The 17405-nt window shown below is 65.2% G+C and carries 13 protein-coding genes and 1 tRNA gene; 8 read left to right on the top strand and 6 right to left on the bottom strand.

Annotated elements, in window-relative coordinates; genetic code table 11:
• Positions 1-15 precede the first annotated feature (15 nt).
• The 3 genes from GDI_RS05455 to GDI_RS05465 all read left to right on the top strand — a co-directional run bounded on the left by GDI_RS05455 (position 16) and on the right by GDI_RS05465 (position 3324).
• Entirely contained in the window at positions 16-1524 is a 1509-nt protein-coding gene (locus GDI_RS05455) for a sodium:solute symporter (protein ID WP_012224245.1), read from the top strand.
• On the top strand, positions 1521-2693 hold the full coding sequence (locus GDI_RS05460) for a serine hydrolase domain-containing protein (RefSeq protein WP_012224247.1): 1173 nt from the start codon (positions 1521-1523) through the stop codon (positions 2691-2693). Before GDI_RS05455 ends, GDI_RS05460 begins: the two co-directional genes overlap by 4 nt.
• Before the next feature lie 94 nt (positions 2694-2787).
• Positions 2788-3324: a PaaI family thioesterase gene (locus tag GDI_RS05465; RefSeq protein ID WP_012224249.1), complete on the top strand. Its 537-nt coding sequence runs from the start codon at positions 2788-2790 to the stop codon at positions 3322-3324.
• On the opposite strand, the gene GDI_RS05470 is transcribed toward GDI_RS05465, so the two are convergent.
• Both GDI_RS05470 and GDI_RS05475 read right to left on the bottom strand, forming a co-directional pair.
• Positions 3314-4582, bottom strand: a complete 1269-nt coding sequence (locus tag GDI_RS05470) for an acyltransferase family protein (RefSeq protein WP_012224251.1) — start codon at positions 4580-4582, stop codon at positions 3314-3316. The two genes, GDI_RS05465 and GDI_RS05470, sit on opposite strands and share 11 nt — an antisense overlap.
• A 45-nt stretch (positions 4583-4627) precedes the next feature.
• Positions 4628-5491, bottom strand: coding sequence for a glycoside hydrolase family 16 protein (locus GDI_RS05475; RefSeq protein ID WP_012224253.1), 864 nt, complete (start codon positions 5489-5491; stop codon positions 4628-4630).
• Positions 5492-5687: 196 nt separating this feature from the next.
• On the opposite strand from GDI_RS05475, the gene GDI_RS05480 reads away from it, so the two are divergent.
• Positions 5688-5764 (top strand) — tRNA-Arg (locus GDI_RS05480).
• Positions 5765-5926: 162 nt separating this feature from the next.
• Here the strand turns inward: GDI_RS05480 and GDI_RS05485 are convergent.
• Positions 5927-7177, bottom strand: a complete 1251-nt coding sequence (locus tag GDI_RS05485) for an MFS transporter (protein ID WP_231854225.1) — start codon at positions 7175-7177, stop codon at positions 5927-5929.
• 317 nt (positions 7178-7494) lie between these two features.
• Entirely contained in the window at positions 7495-9765 is a 2271-nt protein-coding gene (locus GDI_RS05490; RefSeq protein WP_041249315.1) for a TonB-dependent receptor, read from the bottom strand.
• Positions 9766-10249: 484 nt separating this feature from the next.
• Here GDI_RS05490 and GDI_RS05495 point away from each other — a divergent pair, with 484 nt between their 5' ends.
• The 3 genes from GDI_RS05495 to GDI_RS05505 all read left to right on the top strand — a co-directional run bounded on the left by GDI_RS05495 (position 10250) and on the right by GDI_RS05505 (position 13198).
• Entirely contained in the window at positions 10250-11173 is a 924-nt protein-coding gene (locus tag GDI_RS05495) for a S1/P1 nuclease (RefSeq protein ID WP_012554021.1), read from the top strand.
• 89 nt (positions 11174-11262) lie between these two features.
• Positions 11263-12204, top strand: coding sequence for a metallophosphoesterase family protein (locus GDI_RS05500; RefSeq protein WP_012224259.1), 942 nt, complete (start codon positions 11263-11265; stop codon positions 12202-12204).
• Between the two features lie 118 nt (positions 12205-12322).
• On the top strand, positions 12323-13198 hold the full coding sequence (locus GDI_RS05505; protein WP_012224260.1) for a diacylglycerol/lipid kinase family protein: 876 nt from the start codon (positions 12323-12325) through the stop codon (positions 13196-13198).
• 22 nt (positions 13199-13220) lie between these two features.
• Here the strand turns inward: GDI_RS05505 and GDI_RS05510 are convergent, their stop codons facing one another.
• Positions 13221-14108 carry a DMT family transporter gene (locus tag GDI_RS05510; RefSeq protein ID WP_012224262.1) on the bottom strand — a complete coding sequence of 296 codons (888 nt, stop codon included), beginning with the start codon at positions 14106-14108 and terminating at the stop codon, positions 13221-13223.
• Between the two features lie 204 nt (positions 14109-14312).
• Here GDI_RS05510 and GDI_RS05515 point away from each other — a divergent pair, with 204 nt between their 5' ends.
• Positions 14313-15230, top strand: a complete 918-nt coding sequence (locus GDI_RS05515) for a helix-turn-helix domain-containing protein (RefSeq protein WP_012224263.1) — start codon at positions 14313-14315, stop codon at positions 15228-15230.
• Here the strand turns inward: GDI_RS05515 and GDI_RS05520 are convergent.
• Positions 15218-17239 (bottom strand): putative bifunctional diguanylate cyclase/phosphodiesterase, encoded by a 2022-nt coding sequence (locus tag GDI_RS05520; protein WP_012224264.1) that lies wholly within the window; start codon positions 17237-17239, stop codon positions 15218-15220. The two genes, GDI_RS05515 and GDI_RS05520, sit on opposite strands and share 13 nt — an antisense overlap.
• Positions 17240-17405: the final 166 nt, after the last annotated feature.

The raw sequence follows: 17405 nt of genomic DNA on the forward strand, positions 1-17405 counted from the left end.
TACCACCGCGCCGCCATGCCCCACGCCGAACCCGTCATCATCGGCCTGTACCTGCTGGTCCTGGCCGCCGTGTCGCTGGGCCTGTCGCGCGGCCGCCATGTCGCGGCCGACTATCTGGCCGGCCGCCACGACATGCCGACCTGGGCGATCTGCCTGTCGATCGTCGCGACCGAGACATCGACCCTGACCATCGTCAGCGTCCCCGGCGTGGCCTATGGCGGCGGGATGGTCTTCGTCGGGCTGGGGCTGGGCTATCTGGTCGGGCGGATCGCGGTGGCGCGCATCCTGCTGCCGCTCTACATGCGGGGCGGCCCCGGGGGCAGCCTGGCCAGCGCGTATCAATATCTGGGCCACCGGTTCGGACGGGACATGCAGCGCCTGGCGGCCGGCGCGTTCCTCCTGACCCGGCTGCTGGCCGAGGGCGTGCGGCTGTTCGCCTCCACCCTGCCGATCTGCGCGCTGCTGGCGGCGGCGCACCTGCCGGCGGGGCGCATGCCGGTGCTGATCGGGCTGACGGCGCTGACCGCGCTCTATACCGCCATCGGCGGGTTGCGGGCCGTCGTGTGGTCCGACAGCATCCAGTTCGGCGTGTATGCCGCAGGGGCCGCGTTCTGCGTCGCCCTGCTGCTGCCCCGGGATGCCGCCGGATCGCTCGACATGACATCGCTGCACGCGGCCTGGCTGGCGGGGCGGTTCGCGCTGTTCCAGCGGGGGGGCGCGATCCTGACCTCGCCCTACGCCCCGGTCACGGCGATCGTCGGCGGGGCCATCATGTCCATGGCGTCGCACGGCACGGACCAGTTGATGGTCCAGCGGGTGCTGGCGGCCCGGTCGCTGCGCGCGGCCCAGGCCGCGATGATCGGCAGCGCCATCGTCGTCACGCTGCTGTTCGGCCTGCTGTCGGCGGTGGGGGTGCTGCTATGGCTCCGCCATGGCGGGGCATCGCCGGCGGCGCTGGGCCTGCCCTCGCCCGACGCGCTGTTTCCCGCCTTCATCGCCCGCGACCTACCGCCGGCCCTGGCGGGGCTGCTGATCGCGGGGATCGTCAGCGCGACGATGGGATCGCTGGCCTCGGCGCTGAACGCCATGACGGCATCGACCCTGTCGGACCTGCTGCCCACCCGCCTGACGCGGCGATCCGGCGCGGTGGCGCTGTCGCGGGCCATTACCGCCGCGTGGGCGGTGATGCTGGTCGTCACGGCGTCGTGCTTCTCGGCCACCGGCCAGTCGGTGGTGATCTTCGGCCTGTCGATCGCGGGCTATTCCTACGGGGCGCTGCTGGGCGCGTTCCTGCTGGGCCTGCTGGTCCGCGGCGCGCGGCAGCGCGATGCGGTCGCGGCCTTCCTGGGCACGCTGGCGATCATGACGGCGCTGATCCTGGGCGTGCATCCCGGGGGACACGCCATCGCCTTTCCCTGGCTGGTCCCGATCGGCGTGGCGGCCAGCCTGGCGATCGGCGGCGCCTGCCGCCTGCGCCCGGACCCCATCCCCACCGACCAGCCGACGGAGCGGCCGACACCATGACAGACGCCATGACGGATCTTGGCCGCCGGACGATCCTGCGGGCGATGGTCGCGGCCGGAGGCGCGGGACTGGCCGCCGGATGCGCCGCCGCCCCCGCCCGCCCGTTCGCCCCGGTCGACCGGCTGGTGGACCGTGCGATCGCGGACAGGCAGATTCCCGGCGCGGTCGTCGTCATCGCGCATGGCGGGGCGATCGTCCATCACCAAGCCTATGGTAGGCGTGCCCTGCTGCCCACGGCAGAGCCGCTGGACGAGGGCACGCTGTACGACATGGCGTCGCTGACCAAGCCGGTGGCGACCACGGTCGCGGCCATGCAGTTCTTCGAGGCCGGGGCCTTCCGGCTGGACGACCCGGTCTGCCGGTACCTGCCGGATTTCGCACGCAACGGCAAAGCGGACATCACGATCCGCCACCTGCTGACCCATTATTCGGGCCTGCCGCCCGACCTGGACCTGTCCACATCCTGGACCGGCAAGGACGAAGCCGTGCGCCGCGTGATGGACACGCGCCCCGACCACCCGGCGGGCGAGCGGTTCGTCTACAGCGACATCAATTTCATCACGGTGGGGCTTCTGGTCGAACATCTGTCGCACCAGCCCCTGGACCGCACCGTGCAGGAACGCGTGCTGGACCCGCTGGGCATGACCCATTCGCGCTTCCTGCCCCCCGCCGCATGGCGCCCCGCCATTGCGCCGACCCAGTTCGATGCGGACGGGGTCATGCTGCGCGGAATCGTCCACGACCCGACGGCGCGGCGGATGGGCGGCGTGGCGGGCCATGCCGGCCTGTTCTCCAACGCCGCCGACATGAGCATCTACGCCCAGGCGCTGCTGGACCGGCGGGCCGGACGGCCCAGCGCCTATCCGCTGAAGCCCGAAACCCTGGTATTGATGACCACGCCCCAGCAGCCCGCCGGCAAGCCGGACCTGCGCGGCATCGGGTGGGACATCCGCACCCATTATTCCACGCCGCGCGGCGATATCTTCCCCGTGGGCTCGTTCGGCCATACCGGATTCACCGGCACGTCGCTGTGGATGGACCCGGCCAGCGACAGTTTCGTGCTGATCCTGACCAACCGGGTGCACCCCAGCGGCGGCGGCGGCCGCGGCATCGTGCGCCTGCGCCACGATGTCGCCACCGAAGCCGCGCGAATCCTGCTGGCGACGTAACGGGCCCCGGTCACGCAGTGTTTTGCGCCCGCCCGGCATCCCGCGACGACGCTGGCGCGTAACACCGCCATACCCGCCACGACGGAGATCCGGCATGGCCCCAGACACGGACACAGACACGGGCAAGGACGCACTGCCGCCCCCGCCCGGCTTCATACCCATGCCTGAACCCTTTCCCGGCGGGTTCAACACCGCAAGCGGCGGCTTCCTGGTGGGGTTGGAAGCCGGTGAACTGATCGGGGGGTTTCGGGTCACGACCGCATTCTGCAACCGGGGCGGGATCTGCCACGGGGGCAAGCTGGCCACCGTCTGCGACGTCTATCTGGCACTGGCCGCCCTGTTCCGCGAGGATCTGCGGACCGATTTCCTGCCTACCGTGTCGCTAGGGCTGGATTTCCTGACGCCGGTCGCGCACGGCGCCTGGGTCGAGCTGCGGTCGGAAACATTGCGCATCACACGCAGCCTGGTCTTCGTCCAGGGCCTGGCAACCGTCGAGGGCACACCGGCCGTGCGCGCCAACGCAACCTACCACCGCACGCCGCAGCGCCCCGATGCCGTCCCCGATACCGGGGCGATGCTGCGCGCCCTGCTGGAGCATGCCATACCCACCCGGGGCGGGGTTACGCCGTAGGGCCCGAGACCCGCAGCGCCGGCGCCCCTTCGACCGGCGCCCCCCCGGCCGGAACGACCGGAGCAGGACGCGTTTCCCGATTCATGAAGGGCCGTTCGACAAGGATATAATACGCCAGACCGGCGACCCATACCGAAGGAAACAGGATCATCGCATCCACGGCCCACCAGGGCACGACCGATGCCAGCGGCAGATGACGCAGAACCAGCCGCTCGATAGCCTCCATCAGCGGCACATGCACCAGATAGATCGAATAACACATCGTCCCGGTCAGGCAGATCCAGGAATTGGCGAAGATCCTCCGGCATCGTCCGCCATACATGGCACCCAGCATCACCAGGGCGCAGGCGACGATCGCAGCGGCCTCCAGCCCGCTATAGGGCACGGCCTGCCGCGCTTCGGCATTGACCCGGGTAAATGCCAGCCCGACCAGCAGGAACAGGACGATGCCCACGGCAAAAACCAGGTCGAACCGGCGCGGGCTGGTCCGCATGGCGTGACCATAGGTCTGGACAAGGTCGGCGACAACGATTCCCATGACGAAATAAGGAAGATGTGCGAGGACGCCATAGCGGAACCGCCCGTCGAACGGGAACACGCTATGGACGTATCCCAAAGCCGCGACATACAGCACCATGGCCGCCATCGTCGCCGCGATCCGCGACGGCCCCATGGCCCGGTAGATCCACATCATAAGGGGAAACAGCAGGTAAAACTGCACCTCGACCTCCAGCGACCACAGCGGAGGAATGAACATCGAGGACGCATTCCAGACGATTCCGTGAACATAGAACAGGCTGGCCAGGAAACTCTCGGTCGGAGAAATCACCCATGCATGGTTGGCGTGAACGAAATCCAGGAACACGGGAATGCTGAACAGGACAAGCGCGATGATGTAGGGCGGATAGATCCTGTGAATACGGCGGTAGTAGAATTTGCCCAGTATGATCCGGCGATCGGGCTGGCTCAGGAACGGTTTTGCGATGATCAGGCCGCTGATCATGAAGAACAGGACGACCCCGATCTCGCCATGTGGCAGGAACCGGTACAGCGATCCCGTGTTCCGCCCGGTGGGATCGATCCAGTCGCCATGGCGCACCATCCGCAATCCCCCATGCCACAGCAGGACCGAAGCGACGGCCAGGCAGCGCAGCCCGTCGATCTGGGGGTTGTATTTCGTGTCGTCCTTCGGACGCCTGTACAGCGCCGGTATCGTGCCGATCAGCCGACCCAGGTTTGAAACGACTCTTTCGAACATCTTCTGCGTCCTTGAAACAAGACGGACCTGAAAACCTGGGTCGTCCTAATGCGCCTGTCCCACCAGGCAACGGGCGAACGCGGCGGGATCGGCGGCCGGATAGACGCGGGCGTAATCCACCTTCATGATGGCCGGATTCAGGGTCTTGTCGATCGGCCAGCCCGAACCGAGCGCCAGGTTGATCAGGAACATGAACGGCGACCGGTGTTCCGGCGGGGTCGGACTGCGCCAGATTTCCTTGCGATCGAGGTAGAAGGTGATCCATCGCGGCGTGACCAGCGTGCCGTAGGTATGGAAATCATCGACCAGGGAATGGGCCGGCACCTTGATGATCGTCCCGGCACCCCCGTCCGGCTGTGACGACCGCCCGTGCCAGACATGGACCGTGGTGTGAAACCCGTCGGTGAACTGGCCATAATATTCGATCGTGTCGATTTCGACGGTCGGCAGCATCCAGTCCTTCGGAGCCGATTCGTTCAGCCATGTCCCGACCCATGTGCCGGGGCCGGGCGGCAGTTTCATGCGGGTTTCGAAATATCCGTACATCGCCGTGAAGCCGTTGCCGGCCCCGTCCGCCGACGCCAGCAGGCCGGCCGTCCAGCGCCCGGCGGCATCCTTGCGCGCCGCGATCGACAGGATACCGTCATGGACGGAAAAGGCGGAGCCCGGGCCGGGATCGGTAAACCGCGCATCCCCGAAATCCCCTCCCCACGGGGTATGGGTGATCCAGCGCGCCCCCCCCAATTGCCAGGCCGAGAGCCGGAGGTCATCGAACTCGTCATGAAAGACCGGCATCTCGCCGCAAAGCCGCAGACCGCCGGCCGAAGCGGCCCGGGCCGCCCCCCCGGCCATGACCAGGCAGACCAGACAGGCGATCACGAGAACATGAGATGGACGGAACCCGGTCATGACGCCCCTTTCGCTGCCCGCTTCAAGACACGCGCCGACGACGACCCGAACGCGCCGCGCGGATGCTCCACGGGCCTAACCCTCCGAACCCCGCCCGGTTCCACCCCCACCCCGCCCCACCGAAACCCACACGAAAAAAAATGAACCGGAGGGGGTTGCCGTTTCCCCAGCACTCGGTTAAACAGCGCCCCAAGCGGCACCCGTAGCTCAATTGGATAGAGCACCAGACTACGAATCTGGGGGTTAGAGGTTCGAGTCCTTTCGGGTGCGCCATTCTCCTTTTAAAGTTTTCCAAAATTAGCGGTTTCGGCCGGTAAGCGACTGTGTGCTTGCGGACTCGTATAGTCGCATGCCGCCCAGCCGGAATTACCGGACACACACGCCATCCTCGCGCTATCAGGGCCTGAAGATGGGCGGGGCATCCCACCCCGTTCTCTACCCCCGGAACCGGCGTTGCAACTGGAAGAGGTGGACCGCCGGCCAGAAGCTGAGGATGGCGGCCACCAGCAGCGACATGCGCAGGGCGTTGATGCCGAAATGCGGCGTCAGCATATCGCTGATCCAGCCGAAGAGCGGGGGGCCGAGCCCGATACCGATTGCGTTGGCGAGCAGCGCATACAGCCCCACCGCCGCCGCGCGGCGATGTGCCGGCACGATGCTCGGGATTGCTCCGTAGATCGGGCCGGTGCAAAAAGCCGAGATCGTCGCACTCAGCACCAGCATCGTCAGCGAGAGATCGAGCGAGTGCGTCAGCACCTGGACGATCTGGAAGGGCTGGGAGACGAGGTAGGCCCAGAAGACGAAGCGCATCGCGCCGCCGAAACCGGTGCGTCTTGCCACCCGGTCGGCGATCGGTCCGCCGATGAAGGTCCCGACGACGCTCGCGATTCCGATCCCGAGGCCGAACCACGTACCGGCCTGCCCCGCCGTCAGGCCGAAGGACCGCATATAGAAGGAAACGCCCCACAAGGTGACGCCGTAGCTCACGACCTGGCTGGTGACACCGTAGAGGAGCAGGTCGCGCAACGGCCGGTTGGCGAACAACGCGAGCCACGATTCCCCGTCCTGGGCCGCCCGCGGTATCCGCGGCTCGCGGACGAACAGCAGCATCAGGATCGCGACCGGAACCCCTGCAAGCCCGACGGCCGCGAAGGTCGCGCGCCAGCCGATATGCTCGACCAGATAGCCACCACCCGCCAGCCCGATGATATAGCCAAGATAGGACACGCCGTAGGAGATCGCGAACGACGTGCTGCGCTTCGCGGGGGTCGAATACGCCGCATTCAGGGCTGCGGAGGAGGGCGAGAACGCCGCCTGCCCCAGTCCCACGCAGACGCGGGTGGTCGCCATGGCGGCGATTCCATGCGTGCGTCCCATCAGGGCGGTGGCGACACTCCATAGTGCAATGCCGATCGACGCCATGCGCGCGGCGAAGCCGCGATCGGAGATCAGGGCGAAGGGCAGGATCATCACGCCGTAGAGCAGCGCGAAGGCGGTCCCGCCCAGCAGGCCGACCGTCGCGTCCGAGAGATGAAGGTCGTGCTTGATCGCGTCGTTGGCGGTCGAGAAGACGAACCGGTCGATGAAGTCGAGCATGCCTGCCACGCCGAGCAGCAGGGTGACGGTGAGCGACCAGCCCCGCGCGGGAGGAACGTCGGAATGCGCCTCGGGGCCGGTTGCATTCATACCCTGCGGCCCATCGCCCACATGCTCCGAGCCTGAGGGAACGGGTCTCAGGTCCATCGTTCGGACGGCCTGCGGTTATTCGATGTCATGATCGCCTCCATCTTGGTGCATGGCTGGAATCAGTAGATTCGCACAAGATGCCACTCACCTGCTACGGGCGACCGGAGCCCGCCTGGCGTCCCGGACATTCAGCCATGACGGGCCTTCGTTCATGCCGACGTAGGTCAGCAGAACATCCGGCCTGTCCGGCCGTCGGTGGGACGCCGACGGGATGGGGACAACCGGCAACCGTAAAAATCGGTCACCGGACCGGCAGATCAGAAATCCACGCTCGCCGTGCCGCCGACGAAGAACGGCGCTGCGACGTCGAAGGACGTACTGGCCCCGGCAATCTTCGTTCCATAGACACCCGTGGTCGGCAGGGCGTTGGCAGACGTACCATGGACGAAGCCCAGATAATGATTGTTCGTGATGTTCTGCAGGTTGAGCCGCAAGGTCGGCGCCTTGAGCGGACCGACATCCTTGAAGCGGTAGCCCGCATTCACATCCATCGTCAGGTAGTCCGGAATGGACTGGTCGTTATTGAAGGTGGAATACTGCCTGGCGACGTATTTCAAGCCGAAACCGCCGAACAGGTGACCGTCATCATAATCCAGGTGGAAAGCGAGCTGATATTTCGGTGTCTGGGGCGCGAACTTGCCCTTGCTGAACACATAGTCGCCATTTCCGGCACCCACGTTGCTGTCCGTCCGCGCATTGACATATTCAGCCGAGAAATAGGGACGGAGATGATAGAGGATCGGCCGCGTCCCGACTTCAAAATCGACGCCGTCGGCATGGGAGCCGCCACCGTTGATGCTGCGCGTATAAATGGCGCCGCTCGGGTCGATGAGCGTCTGCGTATACAGCCGATTGGTGAAGTTATAATGGAAATAACTGAGCGTGCTGTTGAGGAGCGGCCCCTGATAGCGCCAGCCGAATTCCTCCGAGATCGAAATTTCCGGCTTGGTGTCGGCATTGGCCTTCGCGGTGTAACCGACGCCCTGCTTGTAGGTTCCGGAATCGTACAGCGACGTGTTCATCGGAATACGGAAATTGGTTGTTGAGGACGCGAAGAGCTGGTTTTCGTCGTTGATCTTGTAGCGGATGGATACGGCCGGCAGCGGCTCCTGCCACGACCCATGGATATAAGGACCGGTCGACGTGTCCGGCAGGAAATTATGCCCGTCACGGTCGACGACGGCATATTTGAGCCCGCCTTCGATCGTCAGCCGGCCGTGCAGCAGCGACAGGCTGTCATCGATGAACATCGTATGGATGCGGGTCTGCGTCAGCGTGTCGCGGTACTCGGCCGTCATCCCGTTCGAGAGAACCATGTTGGGCCCGCCGCCATATTCGTCGTAGGGCTGGCCGGTCGCCATGTTGACCAGACTGTAGGGGCCGGTCTGCAACTGCTTCGAATATTCGAACCAGTACCCCACCGTCAGGCGGTTGATCCCGGTATGCAGGCTGAGCTTGGTAACGGCGCCCGGACGATAGGTCTGGGTATTGGAAGGGTTATAGAGCAGCATCGATTTGGTATTGGACGCATTATAAGGCCCGATGGAGCCCGTCAGGCTCTGCGCGCCCCACTGCTGGCTCGTAAGGCTCTCGTTGTACGCACCGCCGCCGTTCCCGTTGCCGTACCAGAAATACGGCGTTTCGGTCAGCGTCAGGTTGTCCGTCAGCGTGAAGGTCGAAGGCGCGCTGGCATAGATATTGGTGAACGGATTGCGATGCAGTTGGTAGTAGTTCGCATCCGGCGCCTTCGGATTCCATTTCGCGTCATAGGTGTAGTAGGCGCCGTATTTCTTCCAGTTTGCCAGTGACATCGACGGGAACAGGGTGCTCTCGCTCTGGTTCCCGATCAGCGAGAAGGAAATCACGTTTCCATTGCCCCAGGCATTCACCCATTTGGTTTCGCCATGGAGCTTGGACTGATCGCCCGGGCCACGCCAGGAATGTTCGTCGGCGGCGGAGAAGGACACGAAGCCCTTGAGATTGGTGTTGCCGATGAACCCGGTATTGACGCGGCCGAAAATCCGCCTGGAATTGTAATTGCCGTAGGTTCCATCCACGGTGCCGCCGAAATGGTCGGTGGGGTCGATAAGATACATATCGACCGCGCCGCCGGTGGCGCTGATGTGCGGACTGTCGAGGTCGGCCGAACCCTGTTCGACATTGATCATGCGCAGGTTTTCGGAATCCACGATTTCCTGCGGATAGACGGCATAGTTGCCGATATCGTTGATCGGAAAGCCTTCCAGCGTGAAACCGATCTGGCTCTGGTTGAGCCCGCGCATCGTCATTTCGCCGCCATTGATGCCCAGCGGATCGACCGACGTCGTATTCACGCCCGGCAGATACTGGATGAGCTGCATCGGGTTCAGGCCCGGCGTCTGCTTCGCGATGAACTCGGCCGTGACCGTGGAACGGGACTTCGCCGCATCCTCGTGGGTCATCATGCCGCCGCCCACGGCGGTATGGCGCGAACCATGCACCTCCACGACTTCGCCCCGGGCGTCCGTCGGCGCCGTCGCCCCCATCATCGAAGGCGCGTCATTATTGTCCGATGGAGCCTTCCCGGGATGGGACGGGGACTTGGACTGAGCGCCAGCGGTGGGCGCAACACTCGACACCACGGCCGGTGCCCCCGTTTGCGCCAGGGCATGGGAAGTCAGGATAGTCGAACAACAAAAGAAAGCCCAGAGCGAGCGACAACGCATGGAATATCCCCTATTCCGTGTGGCCTTATTTCAAAACATTTCTGTAAGACGACCCCCCGAGGCCGGTCTGCGTGACCATCTATTAAAAATTGTTTCGATTTGCACCATTCCGAATCGCAGTTTCATTTAATCTTCACAAAACCGCGATTCAGCGCCCACCGGCGCGGGCAAGGCCCCCGGCCTTTTGCGAATTTGCGACCGTCCCGGAAAAAAGGAGTGGCCTCGGCACGGCCCGGCCTCTAACTAGAGCCTGCTTGAGAGTGCGGCACTCCAGGCCATCAATGGGAAAATCGAAGGAAAAATCGGCATGTCACACGATTCGCGCTTCCGGCGCGGCATGACGCGTCTGCTCGCCGTGGGTCTGCTGGCGCTGGCCGGTACGCTGCCGGACCATGCCGCCCGCGCCTGGGGGCGGGAAGGCCACGCGATCGTCGCCGATCTGGCCTGGGATTATCTGTCGCCGGATACCCGGCAGAAGGTCACGGCCATCCTGGCACAGGACCATGACACATTGACGGCGCCCGACCTGGCGGCCCGTGCGAGCTGGGCCGATGCGTGGCGCGCCGCCGGTCACAAGGAAACCGGTTCCTGGCATTTCGTCGACCTGGAAATCGACCGGCCCGATCTGGCGCAGGCGTGCTACGGATTTCCTTCCGCCCAGCCGGCCAGCACCGGACCGGCCCAGGATTGCGTCGTCAACAAGCTTCAAGAGTTCACCCGCGAACTGGCCGATCCCGCCACAACCCCGGCTGAACGGGTGCTGGCGTTGAAATATGTGGTGCATTTCGTTGGCGACATTCATCAGCCGCTGCATGCGGCCGACCGGCACGACAAGGGCGGCAACTGCGTGCGCCTGGCGATGGGCGGCCCGCGCACCGTCAATCTGCACAGCTACTGGGATTCGGTGACCGTCAGCGAAATCGACCCGGACGCACGCCATTTCGCCGACACGCTGTTTTCGCGAATCACGGTCGCGCAGAAGAACGAATGGTCGCAGGGTGACGCGCGGCAATGGGCCGAGGAGAGCTTCAGCCTGGCACGAGACGTCGCCTATCACCTGGACGCACCGAGCGGATGCGATCCCGACGCGGCGCCGGTATCGCTGCCGCCGGGCTATGACGCCGCCGCGCGCGACACCGCGACGCTGCAACTGGAAAAGGCCGGGGTGCGCCTGGCCTGGGTCCTGAACCGATCGCTGGCGGATCTGAAACTGCCGTCTCCGACAATGTGAAACATTTATGAAACCGTTGAATCTTTACAAAAATATCCGCAGTTTTCTTTCTGGCCGGTGATCCATGCCTGATACGGGGTACGCTGTTCATGCTTCACGTTAACCGACGTTCCTTTCTCACGCTGGGTGCAGGCCTGGCGCTGACGGGCACGGGTGGCGCGTTCGCGTCGGTGCCCAGCCGCCCGCCGCTGCGCGCGCATGAACCGTTCACCTTCCTGTTCATCACCGACACGCACCTCCAGCCGGAATTGAACGCGAACAGCGGGTGCCACATGGCGTTTGCCAAGGCCCGGTCGGTGCCGGCGGATTTCGCGATCCAGGGCGGCGATCACGTCTTCGACGCGCTGGGCGTCAATGCCGGGCGCGCCACGATGCTGATGGATCTCTACAAGCGCACGGCGGACGACCTGACGCTGCCGGTCCATCACACGATCGGCAATCACGACTGCTTCGGGGTCTATACCCAGAGCGGCGCGCGGCCGACCGATCCGCTATATGGCAAGAAATATTTCGAGGACAGTTTCGGCCGCCTCTATTATGCGTTCGACCACAAGGGTGTCCACGTGGTGGTCCTGGATTCGATCGGAATCACGGCCGATCGCGCCTACGAGGGACGGATCGACGCGGTCCAGCTTGCATGGCTGGCAAAGGATCTGGCCGCGCAGCCCGAGGGTACGCCCATCATCGTGGTCACACATATCCCCCTCGTCACCGCTGTCGAGGACTACGCGGCCCCGCCGGCCAGACCGGCCGCCCATAACGGCCTGAGCGTCGTCAACGCCTACGAGGTTCTGCCGCTGTTCGATCGGTACAACGTCATCGGCGTGTTCCAGGGCCATACGCATATCCTGGAGCGGATCGACTGGCATGGTGTGCCCTACATCACCGGCGGGGCCGTCAGCGGCAATTGGTGGCACGGAACGCGCTACGGCACCCCGGAAGGGTTCATGGTGGTGGACGTCGCGAACGGAACCGTGAAAACCCGCTATGAGACATATGGTTTCCAGACCATATCCCCCCAGAATACCTGACGGAGACCAGTTCCGCGTGCCGGCGGGAACCCAGGACGCATAAAATCCCCGCCCTGTCCCCCTTGGCCGCGTGGACACATCCGGGTACTGATCGACCGGATCATCCTTGGCGGCCTGAATGCGTATTCTGGTTATCTACAATCCCACGGCGGGACGGCGACGCCTGGGCCGGCTGCGACAGTTTGTCCGATGCCTGGAGGCAGCGGGCGCGGCGGTAACGGTGGCGGCGACGGCCCATGCCGGGCATGGCCGTATCCTGTCGCGCGCCGCATGGCAGGCAGGGACCGTTACCCATATCGTGGCGGCAGGCGGCGACGGTACGATTTCCGAGGTCGCCGACGGCCTGTCGGGGTCCGACCTGACCATGGGCGTATTGCCCCTGGGCACGGCCAACGTCCTGGCCCATGAACTCGGGATTCCGTTCGCGCCGGCCGACAACGCCCGGGCGCTGCTGTCGGGCGCATCTCGCACGATATGGCCGGGCCAGCTTCAGACCGGCACACAGACGTGCCTGTTCATGCAGATGGCCAGCGCGGGCTTCGATGCGCAGGTCGTGCATCACGTGTCATTGCGCGGCAAGCGCCTGCTGGGCCGCACCGCCTATGCCGTGCAGGCCATCCGCGAAGCCGGCCGCTACGATTTCCCCCCGCTGCATGTCACGATCGACGGCGAGGCATGCAGGACGTTCGGAGTCGTCGTCTCCAAGGGACGGTTCTATGGGGGGCGCCACGTCCTGGCGCCCGAAGCCACGCCCCTGCGGCGCGGATTTTCCGTGACGTTGCTGGATGCGCCGGGGACGGGCCAGATGGCCAGGGCGGGGCTCGGCCTGCTGCGCGACCGCCCCGATCAGGTGCCGGGCATGCGGCGCGTCCGGGCGTCGCATATCCGCCTGATCGCGCCCGCCTGCGCCCCGGTCCAGCATGACGGCGACGCATCGGGCCACCTGCCGCTTGTGATAAGCGATGCCCCGTTTCCGCTGCGCATCGCCGTATGATATCGGCCTGCCTTGCGACTGGTCATAACCGCACAGCGCGTGGCAGGCGCAGCAGGCCGGGCCGGGCGAAGGTCACGAGATTGCCCAGCAGGACCAGGATGATCCCCAGCGTCATGCCCGACGTCCAGCGCGTTCCCTCGAACAGGATCGATATCGCCAGCGCCACGACAGGCGACAGGATGGTGGTATAGGCCGCCCGGTCGGCACCGATCCGGTGGACCAGATGCAGATACGCCAGGAACGCCACCACCGATCCGGGCAGCGCCAGATAGAGCAATGCCCCGATCCATGCCGGGTCGGTCGAACCCGCCAGGGATTCGCCACCGGCAACAAGGCGCACGGCAAGGAACACACAGCCCCAGGCCATGCCGCGAAAGATCGCGTTGGGCAGGTCCACGCCAGCCATCACCACGCGACGCGACACCATGTTGCCGCAGGAAAACAGGGCCGTTCCCGCCAATGCCAGAAGCGCCCCGGTCCGCGAGATCCCGCCTGCCCCGGCCATGCCGGTCATGAACACGATGCCCAGAATCGCGATGCAGCCGCCGGCAATACCGCGCAGGCTGGGACGATGGCGAAAGAACAGCCACTGGTTCAGGGTATTGAACAATGTCGCGAGGCTAAAAATGACCGACACCGTGCCGCTGGCCAGGTAGGTCTCCGACCCGTAGATCGCCAGGAAATTGCCCGAGAACATGCACGCGCCCATCAGGGCCAGCCAGGCATGCAGCCGCAGGGGCACCCGACGCAGACGCCCGGCCAGGCCCAGCCAGCCCCCCAGTGTCAGCGATGCGATCAGGAAGCGCCAGAAGATCGCGGTTTCCGGCGGCGTGCTGCCCACCTGCACGTGGATGGCGAACCATGTCGTGCCCCAGATCAGCACGACGGCGAAAAACAGCACACCCAGCATGTGACGCCTTATCCTTGGAACAAGATCATGACCGGGCCGGCGGCCCTGCCTCGCGCACTCTAGCGAAGCGCGCCGGTCCCGGAGTGGCCGCGCCTGTCAGAATCCTGCGCTTTGTTGCGATCCGGTTCGCGCGGCCACCTGTCCTGTCCGTGAGGACCCGCTCTATGATACCCTATCCAGTCCCCACCCCCATGGCCGCTCGCGATGACACAACTGGCCGACCTGACGATCTTTCGCACCCTGCACGATACCGACGCGACGCTGCGCGCGTCGGCCCATGTCGGCGAAGGGCTGGCCGTTGCCATATGGGACCGCGACGAGGTCGCCCTGACGCGGTACGACACCCCCAACCATCATACGTTGAGCCTGTACCTGGAACACGGCGAAGGATTCCGGAAAAGGCTTGATCAAGGCTGGAAATGCAGCAATGGCGCGGGAGATTTGTGCCTGATGCCCGCACGTGCCACCAGCGACTGGGACGTCAGCGGGCCGATCCGGATGTTCCATCTCTATATCGCGCCGCACGCTTTCGACCGTGCGACATCCGAAATGTTCGACCTGGACCCCGCCCGCATAAGCCTGCGCGAGGATGCCTATTTCCGCCATGCCGGGATCGAGGCGAAAATCCGTTCGGCCATTCTGCCGCGACACTGGGCCCAGCCGGCGGACCGTGTCGCGGTGACACAGGCGGGAATGGACCTGCTGTCCTATCTTCTGGCACACATGACCGACCGGCGGCTGGACCTGCCACGACGGGGCGGGCTATCGGTCGCGGCCTTCCGCCGGGTCCGCGCCCTGATCGACGCCGAGATGGACCGGGCCCTGTCCATCGACGATCTGGCCATGGCCGCGGGGCTGAGCAGCTTTCATTTCGCACGGGCCTTCCGCCAGTCGCATGGCGAGACCCCGCACCAGTTCCTGACGCGCCTGCGCATCGAACGCGCCCGGCATCTGCTACGCCTGGGCGAATCCCCGAAGCGGATCGCAGGCCTGTGCGGCTTCAGCAGCCATAGCCACCTGACGGCACGCTTCCGGGCGCTGACCGGCCTGACGCCCAGCGACTATGCCCGCCATTGCGGCCACCGGACGGATCCGGGACCCGGCGACGATCAGTTGATCTGATCCAGCAGCGGCTGGATTTCGGAGGCCGGACGGGGCCGGCAGATGAAAAAGCCCTGGATTTCGGAACAATTGATCTGCTTGAGGTAATCGAACTGTTCCTGCGTTTCCACGCCCTCGGCGGTGGCGACCACGTTCAGGCTGCCGCACAGGCTGGTAATCGCCCCCACGATCGCCGCCCCGTCGCCGACACCCTGGCCCAGTTCGCGGACGAAGCTGCGATCGATCTTGATCCGGGTAAAGGGCAGGCTCTGCAGGAAACTGAGCGAGGAATACCCCGTTCCGAAATCGTCCAGCGCGATCTTCACGCCCATCTCGCGCAACTGCCGCAGCACCCGTGCCGCGCGCGGCACGTCGTCGATCATCGCGGTTTCGGTAATTTCCAGTTCCAGGCGCCCGGCATCCAGCCCCGACCCCAGAAGCGCCTGGGCCACGGTTTCGACCAGTCCGTCATGCCGGAACTGCGCCGCCGACACATTGACCGAAACGACGATATCCTCCGGCCAGGCAGACGCCTGACGGCATGCGGTGTTCAGCGTCCAGACGCCGATATCGTACATCAGGCCCATGCCCTCGGCCACCGGGATGAAGTCGCCTGGCGGGATCAGGCCACGGACGGGATGCATCCAGCGGATCAGCGCCTCGACACCCACGATGCGATGGGTCCCGATATTCAGAAAAGGCTGGTAGAACAGGACGAATTCATCCTGCGCCAGCGCACGCTGCAGGTCGCGTTCCAGGTCCATGCGTTTCTGGCGCATGCGGTCCATGACCGGATTGTAGAACCGGATTCCCTCGCCCTTGCCGTCCTTGGCGTACTGAAGCGCGATATCGGCGTTCCACATCAGGGTATCGCGATCGCTGCCGTCGGCGGGAAAGCGCACCACGCCGATCCCGACCCCGACCGTGACGTCGTGGCCCAGGACCGACATCGGGCGCGACAGGACGCTGCGCAGATGCTGCGCGTGCGCCCAGATCATGTCGCTATCCTGTTCCGCCCGCATGACCAGCGCGAATTTATTGCCCCGGATGTGGGCGGCGACGTCGTCCGGCTCCATCAACCGGCGCACCCGGTCGGCGACGAGGCGCAGCAATTCGTCCCCTGCCGCGTGGCCCATGGTGTTGTTGATGCGCTTGAAGCCGAACAGGTCGAAATACAGGACCGTAAAGCGTTCCGACGGCCGTTCGCACAACATCTGGAGATGCGTCTGCAATCCCGGGAGGTTGGCAAGACCCGTGACATCGTCATGCTGTTCCAGAAAGCGCGCGCGGCTTTCCGACCGGCGCAGGTCCGTCAGGTCCCGGCACAGCCGCAGCCGGCGCCCATCCGGCAGCCCGGTCCAGGACAGGCGCAGCGACCGCCCCTGCCGCAGGATTTCGGTCGTCCAGTCGCACGCACCGTCCGCCGTCCGCGCGGTATCGCCGGACTGCACCGCCATGATCGCCCGGGCCTGGGTACCGGGCCACAGCAGGTCATCCGGCAGGGCAAGCGTGCTCCCGAACAGGTCATTGCGATAGAGCAGGCCGCAATCCGCCCCGAACAGGGCGATGCCGTCGGGAATCCGGTCCAGGACCGGACGCAGCGCCGGATCGGCACCTTGCGCCGGCCCACCCGCCGCCGACACATCCTGCACCACGACGACGGCCGCCGGCATGTCCGCCAGGATCGCGCCGATATGGCGGGAATGGTCCAGGGCATGACATTCGATGCGGGCGTGGAACCGGGTGCCGTCCCTGCGGGCGATCAGTTCGACCCGCTCGGCCTGTCCCTGGACCGGAAGGGCGGCCCCTGTTTCCCCGGCGCCCCGGCACGGCGAAAACAGCGCGGCCAGAGGACGGCCCAGCATGTCGTCGGCCGTATAGCCCGTCAGGTTGCGGGCGTCCGCGCCCCAGGCCGCGACACGGCCCGATGGGTCGAGAAGACAGACGAACCGATCAGACATGATCGGGACCACGGCGAAAGTGCCCGGCATGACACCGGAGAATTGCGAGGAATCCGTCAGAAGCGCCATGTCTCGCCATTCAATTCAGACTCCGCCGAACCGCTGAAGAAATATCCACCTGTCATGAAGGGTCCGGCGACCGGTACTGGTCCGAAAGATGGGAAGGAAACGAAGCAGGAAAAACGTTCCGCAGCCGGCCGCCGGCACACGGACCGCGATGCCGTCCACTGGCCCG

The sequence above is a fragment of the Gluconacetobacter diazotrophicus PA1 5 genome (assembly GCF_000067045.1).
Taxonomy (GTDB): domain Bacteria; phylum Pseudomonadota; class Alphaproteobacteria; order Acetobacterales; family Acetobacteraceae; genus Gluconacetobacter; species Gluconacetobacter diazotrophicus.